General features: G+C 64.2%; 17 protein-coding genes. 3 read left to right on the top strand and 14 right to left on the bottom strand.

Going from position 1 to position 18,789, the window contains the following annotated elements; genetic code table 11:
- The first annotated feature begins 319 nt into the window (after positions 1 to 319).
- On the top strand, positions 320 to 748 hold the full coding sequence (locus ACFE8X_RS06540) for an RrF2 family transcriptional regulator (RefSeq protein ID WP_375450647.1): 429 nt from the start codon (positions 320 to 322) through the stop codon (positions 746 to 748).
- Between the two features lie 318 nt (positions 749 to 1,066).
- Here ACFE8X_RS06540 and ACFE8X_RS06535 read toward each other — a convergent pair whose 3' ends face one another.
- The 4 genes from ACFE8X_RS06535 to ACFE8X_RS06520 form a co-directional block, all read right to left on the bottom strand.
- Positions 1,067 to 1,876, bottom strand: a complete 810-nt coding sequence (locus ACFE8X_RS06535; RefSeq protein ID WP_375450646.1) for an ABC transporter permease subunit — start codon at positions 1,874 to 1,876, stop codon at positions 1,067 to 1,069.
- Positions 1,877 to 2,839 carry an ABC transporter permease subunit gene (locus ACFE8X_RS06530; protein WP_375450645.1) on the bottom strand — a complete coding sequence of 321 codons (963 nt, stop codon included), beginning with the start codon at positions 2,837 to 2,839 and terminating at the stop codon, positions 1,877 to 1,879.
- Between the two features lie 82 nt (positions 2,840 to 2,921).
- Positions 2,922 to 4,064, bottom strand: coding sequence for an ABC transporter ATP-binding protein (locus ACFE8X_RS06525; RefSeq protein ID WP_375450644.1), 1,143 nt, complete (start codon positions 4,062 to 4,064; stop codon positions 2,922 to 2,924).
- A 104-nt stretch (positions 4,065 to 4,168) separates the two neighbouring features.
- Positions 4,169 to 5,260 carry a polyamine ABC transporter substrate-binding protein gene (locus tag ACFE8X_RS06520; RefSeq protein ID WP_375450643.1) on the bottom strand — a complete coding sequence of 364 codons (1,092 nt, stop codon included), beginning with the start codon at positions 5,258 to 5,260 and terminating at the stop codon, positions 4,169 to 4,171.
- A gap of 396 nt (positions 5,261 to 5,656) precedes the next feature.
- Here ACFE8X_RS06520 and ACFE8X_RS06515 point away from each other — a divergent pair, with 396 nt between their 5' ends.
- Both ACFE8X_RS06515 and ACFE8X_RS06510 read left to right on the top strand, forming a co-directional pair.
- Positions 5,657 to 6,604 carry a pseudouridine-5'-phosphate glycosidase gene (locus ACFE8X_RS06515; protein ID WP_375450642.1) on the top strand — a complete coding sequence of 316 codons (948 nt, stop codon included), beginning with the start codon at positions 5,657 to 5,659 and terminating at the stop codon, positions 6,602 to 6,604.
- Positions 6,601 to 7,485, top strand: coding sequence for a carbohydrate kinase family protein (locus tag ACFE8X_RS06510; protein WP_375450641.1), 885 nt, complete (start codon positions 6,601 to 6,603; stop codon positions 7,483 to 7,485). The genes ACFE8X_RS06515 and ACFE8X_RS06510 overlap by 4 nt, the downstream gene beginning before the upstream one ends.
- 10 nt (positions 7,486 to 7,495) lie before the next feature.
- Here ACFE8X_RS06510 and ACFE8X_RS06505 read toward each other — a convergent pair whose 3' ends face one another.
- The 10 genes from ACFE8X_RS06505 to ACFE8X_RS06460 form a co-directional block, all read right to left on the bottom strand.
- A complete protein-coding gene (locus tag ACFE8X_RS06505; protein ID WP_375450640.1) occupies positions 7,496 to 8,890 on the bottom strand; it encodes a M20/M25/M40 family metallo-hydrolase in 1,395 nt (464 codons plus the stop codon).
- Positions 8,891 to 8,989: 99 nt separating this feature from the next.
- Positions 8,990 to 10,747 (bottom strand): hypothetical protein, encoded by a 1,758-nt coding sequence (locus ACFE8X_RS06500; protein WP_375450639.1) that lies wholly within the window; start codon positions 10,745 to 10,747, stop codon positions 8,990 to 8,992.
- The gene (locus ACFE8X_RS06495; RefSeq protein WP_375450638.1) at positions 10,744 to 11,871 is read right to left on the bottom strand and encodes a chemotaxis response regulator protein-glutamate methylesterase; all 1,128 of its coding nucleotides are present in this window, start codon (positions 11,869 to 11,871) and stop codon (positions 10,744 to 10,746) included. Before ACFE8X_RS06495 ends, ACFE8X_RS06500 begins: the two co-directional genes overlap by 4 nt.
- An 8-nt stretch (positions 11,872 to 11,879) precedes the next feature.
- The gene (locus tag ACFE8X_RS06490) at positions 11,880 to 12,761 is read right to left on the bottom strand and encodes a CheR family methyltransferase (RefSeq protein ID WP_375450637.1); all 882 of its coding nucleotides are present in this window, start codon (positions 12,759 to 12,761) and stop codon (positions 11,880 to 11,882) included.
- A gap of 61 nt (positions 12,762 to 12,822) precedes the next feature.
- Positions 12,823 to 13,287 (bottom strand): chemotaxis protein CheW, encoded by a 465-nt coding sequence (locus tag ACFE8X_RS06485; protein ID WP_375450636.1) that lies wholly within the window; start codon positions 13,285 to 13,287, stop codon positions 12,823 to 12,825.
- Positions 13,288 to 13,299: 12 nt separating this feature from the next.
- Entirely contained in the window at positions 13,300 to 15,387 is a 2,088-nt protein-coding gene (locus ACFE8X_RS06480) for a methyl-accepting chemotaxis protein (protein WP_375450635.1), read from the bottom strand.
- A complete protein-coding gene (locus ACFE8X_RS06475; protein ID WP_375450634.1) occupies positions 15,384 to 15,881 on the bottom strand; it encodes a chemotaxis protein CheW in 498 nt (165 codons plus the stop codon). Before ACFE8X_RS06475 ends, ACFE8X_RS06480 begins: the two co-directional genes overlap by 4 nt.
- On the bottom strand, positions 15,878 to 17,926 hold the full coding sequence (locus ACFE8X_RS06470) for a chemotaxis protein CheA (protein ID WP_375450633.1): 2,049 nt from the start codon (positions 17,924 to 17,926) through the stop codon (positions 15,878 to 15,880). The genes ACFE8X_RS06475 and ACFE8X_RS06470 overlap by 4 nt, the downstream gene beginning before the upstream one ends.
- Positions 17,923 to 18,291, bottom strand: a complete 369-nt coding sequence (locus ACFE8X_RS06465; RefSeq protein ID WP_375450632.1) for a response regulator — start codon at positions 18,289 to 18,291, stop codon at positions 17,923 to 17,925. The genes ACFE8X_RS06470 and ACFE8X_RS06465 overlap by 4 nt, the downstream gene beginning before the upstream one ends.
- Positions 18,288 to 18,629 (bottom strand): STAS domain-containing protein, encoded by a 342-nt coding sequence (locus ACFE8X_RS06460; protein ID WP_375450631.1) that lies wholly within the window; start codon positions 18,627 to 18,629, stop codon positions 18,288 to 18,290. The genes ACFE8X_RS06465 and ACFE8X_RS06460 overlap by 4 nt, the downstream gene beginning before the upstream one ends.
- Between the last annotated feature and the right edge of the window lie 160 nt (positions 18,630 to 18,789).

Here is an 18,789-nt window from a genome sequence, read left to right as displayed (position 1 = left end):
ATCGCCGCCGCGGGCGATGCCGGGGAAGCTGCGGCGCTGGAAACAGTGGAGAGCACGCCCGCCGTGGCGGAAGCGCCCGAACCGGTTGCCGAGACGGCGTCGCTGGAGGAGACGGTGATCGCCTTGCCGCCACCCGATGCCGCAGTGGCGGCAAGCGAGCCAGCGGCGATTGCCGACGACGAGGATGCCATGCCGGTGCCGCCGACCGAGCCGTTGCCGGAGGAAGCGGCGGCGGACGAACCGGAGGCGGACGAGAGCGTCCGAAGGGTCATTCCACCGGTGGTGCCTGAACCCAAAACGTGAAAGCCGCACGCCGCAGATGATTTCCCAGAAGGCCAAATATGCCCTGCGTGCGCTGGTGTCGCTGGCGCGGGCGCAGCCGGGCGCGACGATGATGATCGGCGATATCGCGCGCGAACAGGCCATTCCCAAGAAGTTTTTGGAGCAAATCCTGCTGGAGCTCAAACGGGCGGGGCTGGTGGCCAGCCGGCGGGGGCGGACGGGGGGCTACGAACTGCGCAAGGCGCCGGGGGAAATCCGCTTCGGTGAGGTGCTGCGACTGATCGACGGGCCGATAGCGCCGCTGCCCTGCCTCAGCAAGATCGCCTATCGCAAGTGCGAGGATTGCCGGGAGGAAAGCGCCTGCGAAATCCGGCATGTGTTCGAGCGGGTAACGCTGGCGACCCGGGCCGTGTTGGACAGTACAACGCTGGCAGATTCATTGCGGTTGGAAGACTTGCCGGTCTAGGGAAAAGAAAAGGGCCGCATTGCTGCGACCCTTCCATGAGTATTCGGCCTCAAGAGCCTGACGATTTCTCGTCCGAAGGAAGCGTGTTCTAGCCGAGACTTACCTCTGACACGAATACACCAAATCCAAGACCCTCTTCGAGCGCCGTAATCTCATAAGACATTGGATCACCTCCTTCACTGTTGGTTGAACATGAGGAAAGCATGCGCCTGTTTTGCCGGGCTGTAAATCCCTGCAGCGATGAACAAAATATGTACGAATAATGAACCGATCGTGATTAGATTGCACGGCCGTGACGGTGTGGCGGCAATGGCGCAGTCAGACACGCGCCTTTTTCGGCCGCGAGCGGAGCTGGATCAGGGTGGCGGCGAACACGCCCAGAGCTACAATGCCGATGATGATGGTCGCCAGCGCATTGACGTCCGGGGAGACGCCGAGACGCACCTTGGAGAAGATCACCATAGGCAGGGTGGACGAGCCGGGGCCGGACACGAAGCTGGCGATGACCAGATCGTCGAGCGACAGGGTGAAGCCCAGCAGCCAGCCCGAAACGAGAGCCGGGGCGATGATGGGCAGGGTGATGTCGAAGAACACCCGGGCGGGGGCGGCGCCGAGATCCATGGCGGCTTCCTCCAGCGACATGTCGAAATCGGCGAGGCGGGACTGCACCACGACGCAGACATAGGCCATGCAGAAGGTGGAGTGGGCGATAATGATGGTCAGGATGCCGCGACCGGCAGGCCAGCCCAGCAGGCTTTCCATGCCCACGAACAGCAGCAGGAGCGCGAGGCCCGTAATCACGTCGGGCATGACCAGGGGGGCCGAGACCATGCCGGCCAGTGCGGTACGTCCGCGAAAGCGGCGGAACCGCACCAGGGCAATGGCGCATAGCGTGCCCAGCAGCAGCGCGATGGTGGCGCTGACCGCCGCGATGCGCAGGCTCAGCCAGGCGGCGCCCAGCATTTGCGGATCGGCGAATAATTCCCCGTACCATTTGGTGGAAAAGCGGGACCAGACGGTGACCAGTCGACTTTCGTTGAACGAAAAGACCACCAGCGAAATGATGGGCGCGTAAAGAAAGACAAAGCCCAGCGCAGCTGCTGTGGGCAGGAACCAGCCGCGCCGCATCTAGTTGGCCCCCGCTTTGTCTTGCATGGCATCCTGCGCCTTTTGCAGCAACATGATGGGGACGACGACAACCACCAGCATGGCGATAGCGACGGCGGCGGCGCGCGGCCAATTGGTGTTGGCGAAGAACTCGTCCCAAAGCACGCGGCCGATCATCAGGGTTTCGGGGCCGCCCAGCAGCGAGGGAATGACGAATTCGCCGATCGCGGGAATGAACACCAGCATGGAGCCGGCAATGATGCCGGGCATGGACAGGGGCAGGGTGATGGACAAGAAGGTGCGCACCGGGCGGGCGCCCAGATCGGCGGAGGCTTCGAGCAGGGCGCCATCGAGCTTCACCAGATTGGTGAACAGGGGCAGGATCATGAAGGGCAGATAGGTATAGACGATGCCGACATAGACCGCGAAATCGGTTTGCATCATCACCAGTGGCGGAATACCGAAGACGCCCAGCACCTGGTTGATGACGCCATTGCCGCGCATGAAACCGGTCAGCGCGTAGACGCGCAGCAGGAACGAAGTCCAGAACGGCAGGATCACCAGCATCAACAATATATTGCGCCAGCGATCGGGGGAGCGAGCGATCAGATAGGCCATGGGATAGCCGATCAGCAGCGCGAAAATGGTGGAGATGAAGGCGATCTTGATCGAATTGAGATAGGCGGCGACGTAGAGGCTGTCGGTGAACAGGCGCACATAGTTGGACAGGTGCAAGGTCAGTTGCACCGTGCCTTCCTCGGTGGTCAGCAAGTCCGAATAGGGCGGCTTGCCGAACTGCTTGGTGGCGAGGGAAATGCCGAACACCACCGCCAGGGGCACGAGGAAGAACAGGGTGAGCCAGGCGGCGGGGGCAAAGATGACCAGCGCACGGCCGGAAATGCCAACGGCGGCAAAGCCGCGTTCGACAGCGGTCCAGGGACGGCGATGGCGCGGCGCGGGGTTGTCGATGTCGAACGAGCTCATGGGTGGGCTCCAGTCGGACGCAAGCGCCTTTCACCTCTCACTTCGGGGGAGAGGTGAAGAAAGGGCGTGGCCAAGATATCGCTCATACCGTCAGCACCGAGCCGGCGGTGTCGTTCCAGGAGCAGAAAACGGGTTCGTCCCAGGTGATGGCGTCGGGATTGCCGCGCATGGTGTTGGTCTGGGTGACACGCAGATGTTTGCCGCTGTCGAGCAGGATCTGGTAGACGCTCATGTCGCCGAGATAGCCGATGTCCTCGACCATACCCCGCGTGATGTTGGCATCGCCCGTGGGTCTGTCGCGGCTCAAAGCGATCTTTTCGGGGCGAATGGCCCACCACAGGATCTGGTCGGGGGCGCAATCGACGCCGTGGCCGACATAGATGTCGCAGCCCAGTTCGGCGGAACGGATGCGCACATGGTCGGCCTCGTCCTCGGTGACGACGCCCTCGACCATGTTGACCGAGCCGATGAAGCCGGCGACGAACTTGGAATTGGGAAATTCGTAGATGTCGGTGGGCTCGCCGATCATGGCGATCTCGCCGTAGTTCATGACCCCGATGCGGGTGGCCAGGGACATGGCCTCCTCCTGGTCGTGGGTAACGACGATGAAGGTGACGCCAAGGGTTTCCTGGATCTTGACCAGTTCGAACTGGGTTTCCTCGCGCAGCTTTTTATCCAGCGCGCCCAGCGGTTCATCGAGCAGCAGCAGCTTGGGGCGCTTGGCGAGCGAGCGGGACAGCGCGACGCGCTGGCGTTGGCCGCCCGAGAGCTGGTCGGGGCGGCGCTTGCCGTAATCCTGGAGCTTGACCAGGGTCAGCAATTCGGCGACGCGGTCGGCGATTTCGGCCTTGGGCAGATGATCGCGCTTGAGGCCATAGGCGATGTTCTGTTCTACGTTCATGTGCGGGAACAGGGCGTAGGACTGGAACATCATGTTGACGGGGCGATGGTAGGGCGCGACGCCGGTCATGTCCTGGCCATCGATCTCGATGGTGCCCGAGGTGGGCTCCTCAAAGCCTGCCAGCATGCGCAAGAGGGTGGATTTACCCGAACCGGAGCCGCCGAGCAGGCAGAACAGCTCGCCCTTGTAGATATCCAGCGACACCTCCGACACGGCATAGACGTCGCCAAATTTCTTGGTGACGTTGCGGATGCGCACGAAAGGTTTGCTGGCCGGGTCGCGCCAGGGGCGAGTATCGGCAGCGATCTGGGGTTTCTTCGCCATGGCGCGATGTAAACTCTGCTCTGGCGGCCATCTGCCGCGATTCTCGGCGTTTGCGGTGCTTGATGAGAGGGACGAGGGCGGAGCCGAAGCTCCGCCCGTCCGTGTCACTGCCCGGTCTTGATGCGGGTCCAGGTGCGGGTCAGCACTTCCTCGAATTCGGGACTGTGGGCAGCCAGCACGAAAGCCTTGGCGATGGTTTCGGCTGGCGGGTAGATGCCGGGATTGGTCTTGACCTCGTCGTCCACGAACTCCGTCGCCTTGAGGTTGGGGTTGGCATAAAAGACGTAGTTGGTGATGTCGGCGACGACCTTGGGCTCGAGAATGTAGTTGATGAACTTGTGGGCATTGTCGGGGTGCGGCGCATCGGCGGGGATGGCCAGGAAATCGAACAGGGTGGCGGCGCCTTCCTTGGGGATGACGTATTTGACTTCGACGCCGGCACTGGCCGCCTTGGCGGCATCGGCAGCGATGAAAACGTCGCCTGAATAGCCCAGGGCCACGCAGGTTTCGCCATTGCCCAGATCGTCGATGTACTGGGAGGAGTTGAAGTAGCGGATATAGGGCTTGATCGCGGTCAGCAGCGTTTCGACCTTGGCCAAATCCTCCTCGCTCTCCGAATTGGGATCAAGGCCCAGATAGTTGAGGGCGATGCCGGTCACTTCGGACGGGCTATCGAGCAGGCTGATGCCGCAGGAGGCGAGTTTTTCGGCATATTCGGGCTTGAAGATCAGATCCCAGCTGTCCACCGGCACGTCGGCGCCCAGCGCCTCGGTGACCTTGGCGACATTGTAGCCAAAGCCGATGGTGTTGATCATGTAGGGGACGGCATGGGCGTTGTCGGGGTCCTGCTTGGCCGCCGTCGCCATCACGGCGGGGTCAAGATTGACCAGGTTGGGCAGCTTGGACTTGTCGAGCGGCAGGATGAGATCGGCCTGGATCTGGCGCTCGAGGAAATTGCCCGAGGGGACCACGATGTCGTAACCGGAGGAGCCAGCCAGGAGCTTGGAATCGACGATTTCGTTGTTGTCGTAGACGTCGTAGTTGACCTTGATGCCCGTCTGCGCCTCAAAATTGGCGATGGTGTCCTCGGCAATGTAATCGGACCAGTTATAGACGTTGAGCACGGCTTCTTCCTGCGCTAGGGCGGGGGTCGCGATCATCAGGGCGCCAAGGGCGAGGGCAAGCGATCGGTTCATCGGGGGAGTTCCTGTTGGATTGGCTTGATCTGGCCGCGTAAGGGGGGCGCGGCAATGGGAGGCGTGCCGCGATTATCTTTGCGGGCCGGTGGTCAATGAAAGGGGAAAACAGGTTGCACCAAAAAGGCGCCGCAAGGCACCGCAACACGCGCTGGCGATAGACCCCGAGCGGGGTGCAGGTCGATCCGCCACAAGGGCGAAATCAAGCAGGATCGTCTTCAGCGAAGTCACTCCGGGCACGAGCAATATCAGCGCAAGCTAGAGCCAAATCCACGGTGGGACAAGGCGTTGTGCAGCAAGATTTTGCAGGGGTTGACGGGCGTCGCGCGCCAAGCGCAAAACCCTGGCAACGAGACCGCCGCGCGCGGACCCTGCCACACGAAACGGAGCTTAGACATGAGCGCCAAAGCCTATCTTTCGGTCAGCACGGAAATCAAGGCGGCGCTGGCCGCAGCCAAGCCCGTGGTGGCGCTGGAATCCACCATCATCACCCATGGCATGCCTTATCCCCAAAACCTGGAGATGGCGCGCAATGTGGAGGCGGTTGTCCGTCGACATGGCGCGGTGCCGGCCACGATCGCGATCATGGACGGGCGATTCGCCGTGGGCGTGTCGGGCGAGGACCTGGAGCGGCTGGCGCTGGAAGGCGGCACGGCGGCCAAGGCCTCGCGGCGCGACGTGGCATCGCTGTTGGTCAAGGGCGAGATGGCGGGAACCACGGTGGCGACGACGATGCAGATCGCGGCGCTGGCGGGAATCGCCATCTTTGCCACCGGGGGCATTGGCGGCGTGCATCGCGGGGCCGGGGAGAGTTTCGATATTTCGGCGGATCTGGAGGAATTGAGCCGCACGCCGGTGGCGGTGATCTGCGCGGGTGCCAAGTCGATCCTGGATATCGGCAAGACGCTGGAAGTGCTCGAGACCAATGGGGTTCCGGTCCTGGGTTATGGCACCGATGATTTTCCCGCATTCTGGACCCGCGCCAGCGGGCACAAGGTGGATCACCGGTTCGACGATGTTGCCGATATTGCCCGGGTGGTGGCGCTGCAGATCGAATTGGGCATGGGCGGCGTGCTGATCGCCAATCCCATTGCCCAGGCCGATGCGCTGGACGCGGCGGACATCGAGGCGCGGATCGCCCAGGCGATCGTGGCAGCGGAGGCCGAAGGGGTATCGCGCAAGGCGCTGACGCCGTTCTTGCTCAAACGCATTTTCGAATTGACCGAGGGAAAGTCGCTGGCCGCCAATATCGCGCTGGTGGAGAACAATGCCAAGGTGGCGGCGCAGATCGCGGTGGCACTCGCGGCGCGGGCGCAGCCAAAGCCGGCGATCCGGCGGGCATGAGCCGCCAGATCCTGGTCATTGGCGATGTGATGACCGATGTCATCGTCATGCCGGAGGGACCAATCGTGCGGGGCAGCGACCGGCGCGCCAAGGTGCGCAGCCGTCCGGGGGGGTCGGGTGCCAACCAGGCGGTGTGGCTGGGGGCGATGGGCGCCGAGGTGGGGCTGGTGGCGCGGGTCGGCGCGGACGAGCGCCTGATGTACGAGAATTATTTCCGGGGATTGGGAGTCGTCCCGTTCCTGGCGGGGGACAAGGAGCTGCCCTCGGGCGCGCTGGTCACGATCGTCGACCCCGACGGCGAGCGCAGTTTTTTGACCGACCGGGGCGCCAACCTGAACCTGGGCGCCGAGGACTTGCCGGAACGGCTGTTGGATGGGCTCGGCATGGTGGTGGTGTCGGGCTATAGCCTGTTTGCCGCAGGGCCGCGCGTGGCGGTCATGGACTTCATGGCCAAGGCGCGGGGCCGGGGCGTGACGGTCGTGGTCGATCCGGCTTCCGAAGGGTTTTTGCGCGAGGTGGGGCCGGATCAGTTCCTGGGCTGGACGGCGGGGGCGGACTGGATTTTTGCCAATCAGGACGAGGCGGAGGCACTGTGCGGGGCCACCGAGCTGGACGTGCAGATGCGGCTGCTGGGTGCGCATTACACCAATGTGGTGATCAAGCGCGGCCGCTTGGGTGCAGCACTGGGAGGCAAGGATGGCGTCAAGCTGACCCGGGAGGCGCCCGTCGTCACCGTGGTGGACTCAACGGGGGCGGGCGATGCGTTCGCGGCAGGGTTCATGGCGGCGCAGGTGGACGGGGCCACAATGGACGTCGCCCTGTCGCGCGCCATCGAGGCCGGCGGCAGGGCGGTGCGCGCGGTGGGCGGGCAGCCGGAATGACGGCGTCGGCTTAGCCGGCGAAGGCAGCCAGTACCCGCGCCCAGGAGCGGATGCCGCGGTGAAAGCTGTCGAGGTCGTATTTTTCGTTGGGGCTGTGGATATTGTCGTCCACCTGGGCAAAGCCGATAAGCAGGGTGTCCATGCCCAGGATGGATTTGAACTCGCCGACGACGGGTATGGAGCCGCCCGAGCCGGTGATGACGGCGTCCTTGTTCCATTCGCCGGTGAGGGCGGCGAGCGCCTGCTGCAGATAGATGCCATCGGCAGGAACGGTGATGGCGGCAGAGCCGCCATGTTCCTTGAACGTCACCGAGCAGTCGGCTGGAATGCGGCTTCGCACATGCTGGCGGAAGGCGGCGCGGATCTTGTCGGGGCTCATGCCCGAGACCAGGCGGAAGGAAATCTTGGCGCTGGCCTTGGCGGGGATGACGGTCTTGAAGCCGTCCCCGGTATAGCCGCCGATCATGCCGTTGATTTCGCAGGTGGGACGCGACCAGGTTTGCTCGAGCACGGACCGGGCGCTTTCGCCGGCTGGAATGGACAAGCCCGCTTCGGCGAGGAAAGCTGTTTCGTTAAAGCCAAGGCCTTGCCACTGCGCCTTGACGGCATCGGGGACTTCGGCGACATCGTCGTAAAAGCCGGGGAGCGTGACGCTACCGTCGGGGGCGCGCAGGGAGGCGATGATTTCAGCGAGCACCTGGTTGGGATTGCGCGCGGCATTGCCGAACATGCCCGAATGCAGGTCGCGCGCAGCGCAGGTGATCTCGATTTCCTCCCCGACCAGGCCGCGCAGCATGGTGGTGATGGAGGGGGTAGTGCGGTCCCACATATCGGTATCGCAGACCAGGGCGATGTCGGCGCGCAGCTCGTCGGCATTGGCGACCATGAAGGGGGGCAGGTTCTTGCCACCCGATTCCTCTTCGCCCTCCAGCAGGAGCGAAACCCGCACCGGCAAGGTGCCGTTGACCGCCTTCCAGGCGCGGCAGGCCTCGATGAAGGTCATCAACTGGCCCTTGTCGTCCGAGGCACCCCTGGCGACGATGGTGCGGCGGCCTTGGGCATCGGTCTGGATCACGGCAGCGAACGGGTCGGTGTGCCAGAGGGCGAGGGGATCGACGGGCTGCACGTCATAATGGCCATAGAACAGCACGTGGGGGCCCTGGGTGGCGCTGGCATGGGCGACGACGACGGGATGGCCGGGCGTGGCTCGGGCGGATGCGGCAAAGCCTTGCGCCACCAGGTCATCGACCAGCCATTGCGCAGCGCGCCGGCAATCGGCGGCAAAGGCTGAATCGGTCGAGATCGACTGGATGGCTAAAAGGGCCGTGAGGCGGTCGAGGCTGTTGTCGAGATCGGCATCCACCTGGGCCAGGACGGCATCGAGCGTGGCGGGAGAAACAGTCATGGGCAAGGCTTCCGATTTGATACGCCCGAACCATGGCGTGGGGCATGGAAAGCTGTCCAGAGCATAAATGGCCCAAGGGGCTCGCTGCCGCCTTGGGGACTAGAAAAACAGATCGTCCAGGTCGGTTTCGCTTTCGGTCGCGCTAGCCAGGATAGGCGGCGGTGCGTCGGGGTCGATGCCCAGGAGCTGTTCGTGGATGCGGCGTTCGACATCCATGGTATAGCGGGTGCGCAGAGTTGCGAGGAGCGCGGTAAGGGCCGGGGACGGGGGGGTGATATCACCCGAGAGTTCGACCACGGCGATGTGCATGTCGCCCATGGCTTCGGAAATGGCGGTCTGGTCGGCAAAGCCGGAGGCCGCTTCCCCCAGCAGGGCGATGACATTGGGGCCATCGCGATCGAGCACGCTCAAGGCTTCGGCCAGGCATTGGTCGACGGTTTCGAGCAGCTTCAGAGCGGCGATGGCTTCGTGTTCGAGCTGGCCGACCTGGCCCGCCGCGTCGCCCGAGGCGGCCGCACCAAAGGATTGGGCGAGGCCGGCGGCCTCGCGCAGGCCGGCCATAGCGGTTTCGGCGGCGCCGACGGTTTCCCCGGTCAGTTCGCGCAATTGGCTGGCGATGACGTTGAGGGCGGTGCCGCGCGGGCCGAGCTGGGCGCATTTGACGGCAGCGTTGAGGCTGACGAGACGCATATTGGCCTCGATTTCCTGGACGGCTTCGACATGGCCGAGCAGGGTCGCCACGGTGGCCTGCACCGCAGCGGCGACGATTTCGAGCTTGCCGCGTTCGCTTTCGCAATCGCGCAACACCGCGGCGGCGTGGCGCAATTGCGCGTTGAGGGCGGCAAGGGGGGATGGGCTGCCGGCATCGCCCTGGCCGTAAACGTCGCGGCTGCGCACCATGATGGTGCGCGCATCGGCGGCCAGATCACGCAGGGCGGATGCGGCATCGGCCACGTCGGCGGCAAAAGCCTCGGTTGCGCCTCCGAGCTGGGCTGCTTGCAGGGCAGTAACGCTGGCAAGGGCGGGGGCCTGATCGGCGGGCGGCAAAGCGAGGTCGTCGAGCGTGTCGCCGTCGAGCAGTCCGGCCAAAAGAGCGAGCGCGGCTTCGACGTGCTCGAGGCGCTGGCGGGTGGCATCGCCGACCTGCAGGGCCATGACGGCGCTGGCGATACGGCCGCCGATCTGGCGCGAGACGCGGCCGGTCTCGGCGCTTCCATCGAGCGAAGCCTGGCGCTGGCGGGACACGGCATCGAGCGTTTCCTGCAGGCTGGCGGCCAGGCCGCTCAGCGTATCGGCGTGGGCGGTTTCAAAGTGGGCCCGCTGCTCGGCGGCGCGGCGTACTTCGTCGGTCAGTTGGCGGTAGGCGGTGGAAAATTCCTGGATGGTGCGGTGCGCACTTTCGGACAGGGTTGCGATATCGGTGGTGAAGACGTTGAAATCGTCGCTGTCACCGACAATTCCGGCGGCTACGACACGGGCGTTGATGGCGACGATGCCCATCATCTTGACGGTGCGGCGCAGGTCCGAAATGGGATGATCGGCGGCGGCAACGACGTTGACGAGACGGGCAAGATCGTCCTGCTCGGCGGCAAAGACGGCGGCGATGGCCTGGGACTCGGTGCCGATGGCGGCCAGGCGCGCCGAGGCCTCGTGCAGTTCGGGGCTTTCCAGGCTCTGGGGCAGGGCCTCGAAGATACGGGTGATGCGATTGAGGGTGGTGGCGCCGCGGGTCAGCCGGTCGCCGGCCTCGACGAACGTCGCTTCGATGCGCTCGCGCGGTTCGGCCAGGCCGGGCAGCAGCGCGCGCAATTCGTCCGCGAGGGATGCGGGCTGGTCGTCCCGGGCAAGAGCGCTCATTTGGCGGCTACCATGGCAGTGCGGGCATAGGCGAGGATTTCGCCGGCGACGCGGTTGAGCGGAACCACCTTGGCGGCGGCGCCGCGTCCGATCGCTTCCTTGGGCATGCCGAAGACCACGCAGCTGTCCTCGTCCTGGGCGAGGGTGAAACTGCCGGCCTGGCGCATTTCAAGAAGGCCGCGTGCGCCGTCGTCACCCATGCCGGTCAGGATGATGCCCATGGCATTGCGACCGGCGGTCTGCGAGGCGGAGCGGAACATGACGTCTACCGAAGGGCGATGGCGCGACACGTGGGGGCCATCAACAACGTTGACCGTGTAGCGCGAGCCGGCACGATGCAGCAGCATGTGCTGGTTACCGGGGGCGATCAGCACGTGGCCGGGCTGCACCACATCGCCGTCCTCGGCCTCCTTGATCTGCATGGCACAGATGCCGTCGAGGCGGCGGGCAAAGGCGTTGGTGAACTTTTCGGGCATGTGCTGGACGATGATGATGCCCGGCGTGGTGGCGGGCAGGGCCTCGAGCACTTCGCGCAGGGCTTCGGTACCGCCGGTGGACGCGCCGATGCAGATGACCGGCTCGGTCAGCGGCATCCTGGCGCGCTGGGACGCCGCGCGGGCTTCGGAATGGGGGGGCACGATGGCATCAGCATTGAGCTTGGCCTCGACGGTGAGGCGGGGGGCGGGCTTGTGAACGCCGCCGCGGAACTTGGCGTGCGCCGCGGCCTTGGCGGCGTCGCAGATGCGCATGCGGGATTCCTTGAGGAAGTCGGCGGTATCGACGCGCGGCTTGGTGACCACGTCGACGGCGCCGGCCTCGAGCGCCTGCATCAGCGTATCGGAGCCCGCTTCGGCCAGAGAAGAGCAGATCACCACGGGAATGGGGCGCTGGCTCATGATCTTGCGCAGGAAGGTCAACCCGTCCATGCGGGGCAGCTCGATATCGAGAAACATCACATCGGGCACTTCCTGGCGGATGCGCTCGACGGCGACGTAGGGGTCGGCGGCGGTGGCCATGACATCGAGATCAGGATCGCTGCCGATGATCTCGCTCAGGGTCATGCGCACCGAGGCGCTGTCATCGACGATGAGGACGCGGATCTTGCGATGAAAGGCTTCGCTCATGGCCTGGCTCACGGTTTTTGAAACACGGCAGGGGCGACCTGGCGCATGGTGATGGCGGTGCCGATCATGGATTCGGAATGGCCCAGCACCAGATAACCCCCTGGACGTAAATGTTTGATCAACCGGGCGATCACGGCTTCCTGGTCGCTTTTATCGAAATAGATCAGCACGTTGCGCAGGAAGATGACGTCGACATCGGTATCGAAGGGGTAGGACTTGTCCATCAGGTTGAGGCGAGCGAAGCGCACCAGGCGGCGCAGCTCGGGCACGATGCGCACTTCGGAGCGGGTGCCGGCCTTACGGGCGAACATCAGGTAGCGCGCCTGCTTGGCCGGCGGGACCGGCGTGATCATTTCGGCGGGATAGACGGCGCGCTGCCCTTGGGCGAGCACGGCGGTGGAAATATCGGTGCCCAGAATGGCATAGCGGAAATCGCCCCGCTGGGCGGCGAGGTCCGCCAGCACCATGGCCAGCGTAAAGGCTTCGGCGCCGGTGGAACTGGCAGCGCTCCAGATTTTAAGCACCGGCTGGCGTTCGCCGCGACGCTGTTCGAGCAGAGCGGGCACCATGCGCTGCTCAAGACATTGGAAATGCTCTGGCTCACGAAAAAAATCGGTCTTGTTGGTGGTCACGGCGTCGATCAGGAAAGACCGCTCGGCGACCAGGCCGTCTTGTTTGAACAGATAGGTGCAATAGGCGTCGAAGCTGGCCAGGCCCAGCGCGCGGATGTGCTTGCGCAGCCGGCCTTCCACCATCAGGCGCTTGGCGGGCGGCAGCTTGATGCCGACCTCGTCGCCGATCAGGGTGGCGATGCGCTTGTAGTCGAGAGCGGTCAGGTGATCTTGGTCGTCATCGATGCGGATCGTGCTGGCGTGAGCGGCAGGCGACACGGCAAACTCCCAGGGTGGTTGGCACGCCGGTGCCCAAAAACGGGGCGGCGTGCCGAGGACTTCAGGCGGCTTGCGTGGCCTGGGCGCCGGTGGCGCCCAACAGGGTGTCGAGATCGAGCACCGTGACGAAGCGGCCGTTGCGCCGGCCGATGCCGGCAATGCAGCGGCCCTGCCAATTGCCGCTGATCGCGGGTGGCGGATCGAGCTCTGCCTCATCGAGGATGGTGACCTCGAAGACCCGATCGGTACGCAAGCCAAGCCGGCGTTCGCCATCGGCACCATCGACCGAAAGCACGACGATCCTGGTGTTCTCGGTGTCGGACCGGGACTCCATCCCCAGGGTCAGCCGCAGGTCGAGCACAGGGACGCCCTGGCCGCGCACATCGATCATGCCCAGGAGATTGGACGGCGCCTGGGGCAGGCGGGCGATCGGGCGCATGTCCAGGATTTCCTGGACCTTTTCGACCGGCGCCGCGAAGATTTCCTCCGCGACCCCGAGTGTGACGTATTGCTGGTGCTCTGCCATGATGTCCTCTGGTCAGGCGGCGCTGCGGCGGGCGAAGTCGCCGTCGAGGTCGTCTTGGCCGTCATCGAGGTCGAGATCAAAACCGCCGGTGCCGCCGTTGTGGGCGGGCTTGCGCAGGGCGACATGGGGTGCGCTGGCCTTGATGGCCTTGCGCAGGGCGGCTTCGGACGGGCGGCCCCGGGCAGGCGCCATGGCATGGTCAGGCGATTGCTCGTCCAGCCGGAAGTAGCTGATGGCGCTCTGGAGCTGCTCGGCCTGGCTGGCCAGTTCCTCGGAGGTCGACGACATCTGCTCGGCGGCTGAAGTGTTCTGCTGAGTGACCTTGTCGAGCTGCTGGATGGCCGTGTTGATCTGGGCGGCGCCGGCATTCTGCTCGCGGCTGGCCGCGGAGATTTCCTCGACCAGTTCAGCGGTGCGTTGGATGTCGGGGACCAGTTTGGCCAACATGTCGCCTGCGGACTGGGCGGCCTTGACCGTGGTGCCGGAAAGGGTCGAGATTTCGGCAGCGGCGGCCTGGCTGCGTTCGGCCAATTTCCGGACTTCGGAAGCGACCACGGCAAAGCCGCGGCCATGTTCGCCGGCACGGGCGGCTTCCACCGCCGCGTTCAGCGCCAGCAGATCGGTCTGGCGGGCGATTTCTTGCACGACCATGATTTTTTCGGCGATGGTCTGCATGGCGTTGACGGCGTTGTTGACGGCGTCGCCCGAGGCGATGGCATCGGCCGCGGACTGGCGGGCGATCTTTTCGGTCTGGCTGGCGTTGTCGGCGGACTGCTTGATAGTGGCAGCCATTTCTTCCATGGAGGAGGATGCTTCTTCGGTGGAGGACGCCTGCTCGGTCGCGCCCTGGCTCAACTGTTCGGCGGTGGAGGACATTTCCTGCGAGCCGGCGGCGACATTGCGGGTGGCGGTGGTGACTTCGGTGACCACGTCGCGCAACTTGCGGGTCATGGCGTTGAGCGCCTTGATCAGATCGCCCACCTCGTCGTCGCCCTTGACCACGGCGGTGGCGTTGAGATCGCCGCCGGCAACGTCGGTTGCCAGCTTGACGGCGCTCGACATGGCTCGCGAGATCGACAGCACGAGCCAGGTCGCAGCGGCGATGGCGATCAGTGCAGAGCCCACGAGCAGGGAAATCAGCAGGGTTGTCGCGAAGCTATAGAGCTCGGCCGATTTGGCTGCATCAGATGCCAGCGTTGCGGTCTGCAGGGTACTGATATCATCGAGCAAAGCGGCGATTTCCGTGCGCAGTGCGCCAGCCTCGAGTAGACTAGCCAGGGCACTTGCGTCGGTGCGGAGCATAGCGACCGAAACTGCATCGTTCATCACGACCAACAGGTTGCCGAACGCGGTCTGGACCGAATCAAAGGCAGCGGCTTGGGTGGCAGGAATGACCAGACCAAGATTGTCTACAGTCTGCTGCAAACCGGCCAGTCCGTCCTCGTAGTCGGCAAACCACTCGTCTTGCCGGGCGGCGTCGTTTCCCGCCAGGGCAACGTTGCTGTGCTGGCGGAACGTGTTAAGCACGGCCTCGCTGGTTTCGAACAGGGCGGCATAGGCTGCCGCCGCGGCGGTATCACCGCTCAGCATCCTGCCCTTCAGGGCTCTGGCGAGGTCTTGCGTGGCCGCCTCATAGGCCTCAATGGCAGCGGCGCCTTCGGTCGAGCTGATCGAATAGGCGCGGAAGTTGCCGTTCTCGAGACTTAATTTGGTGGCTGCCTCGATGCGCCCCTTATATCGGGTCAACAGGTCGGCGAGGCTTGGCAGTTTGGCCCTTACGTCCGGGTTGGTGACTCGTTGATCGAGCTGGGCATAGAGCTCATCGAGCTGCTGCAAGCGGGTGTTGACTTGCTGAGCGCGCGTCTGCATCTGCTCGGGCTCGTCGCTCAAGAACAATTCGCGCACGGAGGCTCCGACCCCCTGCAGGTTCGTCTGCATGGTGTTAACCGTCACCACGTTTGGGACGCGCGTGCCGACGACGGTCGTCATCATGCCATTGAGTTGCCCGAGATTTTGCAGGGCGATATACATGCTGCCCGCCGACAAGGCCACGACGACGGTAAAGACCGTTGCCAGCTTGGCTTTAATGGTAAGTCTCATTGCATAGACCTTTCTTCTGATGTCTGAGACGCCGTTCTGGCGCCCTGGGTTTCGAAAATTCGTCCGAGATCGGGGATGATGATGAAGCCGCCATTGCGCTTGCCGATGCCGCGCACGAAATCGGCGCGCCAGCGCATGCCGACGCGGGGTGCTTCCTCGATGGAGGCAGCCTCGATGTCGGTAACGTCATGGACCTTGTCGGCCAGCACGCCGGCAATGGTGGGTTCGCCGTCGATCTCGACCTCCATGACGACGATGCGCGTATCCTGGTCCGGCTCGGGCCGGTCCATGCCGAACATCACGCGCAGATCCGCCAGCGGCACGACGCGGCCGCGCACATTGATCAGCCCGGCGACAAACAAGGGCGCATGGGGCACTTCGGTGATCGGCACCAGATCAAGGATTTCGCGCACGCTTTCGGCCTCGATGGCGAAAAGCTCGTCCTGCAGGCGCAGCGTCAGGGCTTTCATGGGCCCGCTCTTGAACGCTTTCATGCGGCTTTCCCTTCGGCTTTGCGATCGACATAGGTCTGCCCGAACCCGACCAGATGGGCGGTGTCCAAGATGAGCGCGACGGTGCCATCGCCCAGGATGGTGGCGCCCGAAAAGGACTTGATGGGCGAATGGAGCTTGGAGAGCTGCTTGATCACGGTCTGGTTGTTGCCGATGATCTGATCGACCACGAGGCCGACGCGGCCATCGCCCGAGGAGACGATCACCACTTTCTGGTGTGGCTCGGGGGGCGCCGTGGTGTCGAACACTTCACGCAGGCGCAGGAAGGGCACGAGGCTGCCGCGGATATCGAGGAAATTGCGGCCACGCGCGTTGGCTTCGACCCCGTCGGGCAGTTCGACGCATTCCTCGACCGCGGACAAGGGAATGGTGTAGCGCCCGGTGCCGACCCGCACCAGCATGCCATCGATGATGGCCAGGGTCAGGGGCAGGCGCAGGGTCATGGCGGAGCCGGCGCCGGGCTTGGTGGTGACATCGATGCTGCCGCGCAGCCCATCGATGGTGCGCTTGACCACGTCCATGCCGACGCCGCGGCCGGAGAGCGAGGTGACCTCTCTGGCGGTGGAAAATCCCGGCGCGAAGATCAGCTGGTTGAGTTCCTGCTCGGTCAGCTTGGTTTCGGGCGTGATCAGGCCGTTTTCCTCGGCCTTGGCACGAATGCGCTCGGCATTGAGGCCGGCGCCGTCGTCGGACACCGAAATGGCCACCTCGGCGCCGGCATAAACAGCCGACAGCCGGACGGTGCCCTTGGCGGGCTTGCCGGCGGCGAGACGTTTTTCGGGATTTTCGAGGCCGTGGTCGACGGCGTTGCGGATCAGGTGAACCAGGGGATCGGCCAGGCGCTCGATCATGGTCTTGTCGAGTTCGGTATCCTCGCCGGTGGTGATGAACTCGATATCCTTGTCGAGGTCGCGGCTCAGATCGTGCACGAGCCGGCGGAAGCGGGAGAATAGGGTGCCGATGGGCACCATGCGGATGCCCATGGTGGTATCGCGCAGGCCCGAGGACAGCCGTTCGAGCTCTTCGGCGATGGTCTTGAGATTGCCGTCCTGGCTCATGGCGGCGATCTGGGTCAGGCGGGCCTGGGCGATCACGAGTTCGCCGACGCGGTCCATCAGTTCGTCGAGCCGTTCGGCATCGACGCGCATGGAGGAGGACGCGGTTTTTTCCTTTTCAGCAACAGCAGTAGCAGCTGGAGCCTCAGCCACGGCCGGCGCCGGCGCCGTGTTGCCCTTGGCAGGCTTGGACGCAGCAGGTTTGGCAGCAACCGGGGCGGGCGTGGCGGCTTCAGGCTCGCTGCCTTCCAGCTTTTCGATGCTGAGTTCCATGCCATCGCGCAGGAACATGAACACATCGTCGATGGCGGCCCTGGGGTCCTCGGGGGTGGTCAGATCGACCTGCCAGCCCAGATAGCATGTTTCGGGATCGATGACGTCGAGCGTGGGCACTGTGTCGGTCAGCGCGAGGATGGTGCAAGGACCGATAGCGGCAATTTCCTCGAGCAGCAGCAGCGGGTTGGTGCCATAGACCAGAGCATCGCCGGGCAGGCGGAACCGGATGCGCCAAGTGGCGGGGAGGTTGGTACTGGCTGGCGCCGGGGGCGCGGGCAGGTCCAGGTCGAGCGCGATGACGGCGCCTTCGGGTGCCGGAGCGTCTGTACCATCGATGACGGCGCGCAGGGCATCCAGGATCGCCTCGCCGCCGGCCAGCTTGCTGTCGGGCTGCTCGATCAGCTTGTGGATGTGATCCTTGGCATCGAGCGCCACTTCGATCAAGGCAGGCGTCGCCACGGTCTGGCCCTTGCGCACCTGGTCGAACGCCGTCTCGAACTCATGCACGAAGGTGGCGACGGCGGTGAAGCCGAACATGGCGCCCGAGCCCTTGATGGTGTGCAGGGCGCGAAAGGTAGAATTGATCAGATCGCTGTTGGCGGGGTTCTGTTCGAGATCGAGCAGGCCCTGCTCAAGCTGTTCGAGCAGTTCGCGGGCTTCCTGGCGGAAGGTTTCGGTGGGATCGGGGAAGCTCATGCGCCGGTAACCTTCTTGATGACGGCCAATAGCTGGTCCTGCTTGAAGGGCTTGACGATCCATCCCGTGGCGCCGGCTTCCTTGGCCTGGCGCTTGAGCTCCTCATCGGACTCGGTGGTCAAAAGGATGATCGGCACGCCCTTGCTGGAGGGGTGCTGGCGGTATTTGCGGATGAATTCGATGCCGTTCATCACCGGCATGTTCAAATCGGTGATCACGGCGTGAACCGTGCTGCCGATGGCCTTGGCATAGCCGTCGGCGCCGTTGATAGCCTCGATGACGTCGTGGCCAGCCGAGCTGAGGGTCATCACCACCATCTGCCGGATGGAGGCGCTGTCATCGATGGTGAGGATGGTCTTGGTCATGCTGGCTGTTCCGTCGCTGGGGTGCCCGTCCAAAACTCGCCTTCGGGGGTGCGCGCCGTGCCGTCGGCACCGACAAAGCCGGCCTGGAGCAGAAGCCGGCGCAGTGCGCCGTCCGGCGGCGCACGCAGCAGCAGGGTCTTGCCCGATGCCAGTGCGCTCTTGCGGGCGGAGACAAGAAGCTGAATGATGCTGGTATCGATACTGGTCAGCGTGTCGGTCACGACAGTAATCGTCGAGTGCTCAACCAAGGCCTGGCGCAGCAGGCCGGCGATATCCTGCACATTGCGCAGGCCGGTATCGCCGCTGAGCGTAAGTATGTGGGTGCTATTACCGGTCATGGCAATAACCGGATGGCAAGACTGATGAAACTGGCATTGTACTTTCTACCGCAATAGATGTTGGGAAGCGGACGCGTTTTTTCCAATTGTTTCTAGACTCTTAAAATTCTTTCCATTCGCTGCACTAAGTTTTAGCTGTTGTGGCCCATTCCCATCGGTC

The sequence above is a fragment of the uncultured Devosia sp. genome, assembly GCF_964244875.1.
Taxonomy (GTDB): Bacteria; Pseudomonadota; Alphaproteobacteria; order Rhizobiales; family Devosiaceae; genus Devosia.
This window is presented reverse-complemented; position numbering and strand designations above follow the sequence as displayed.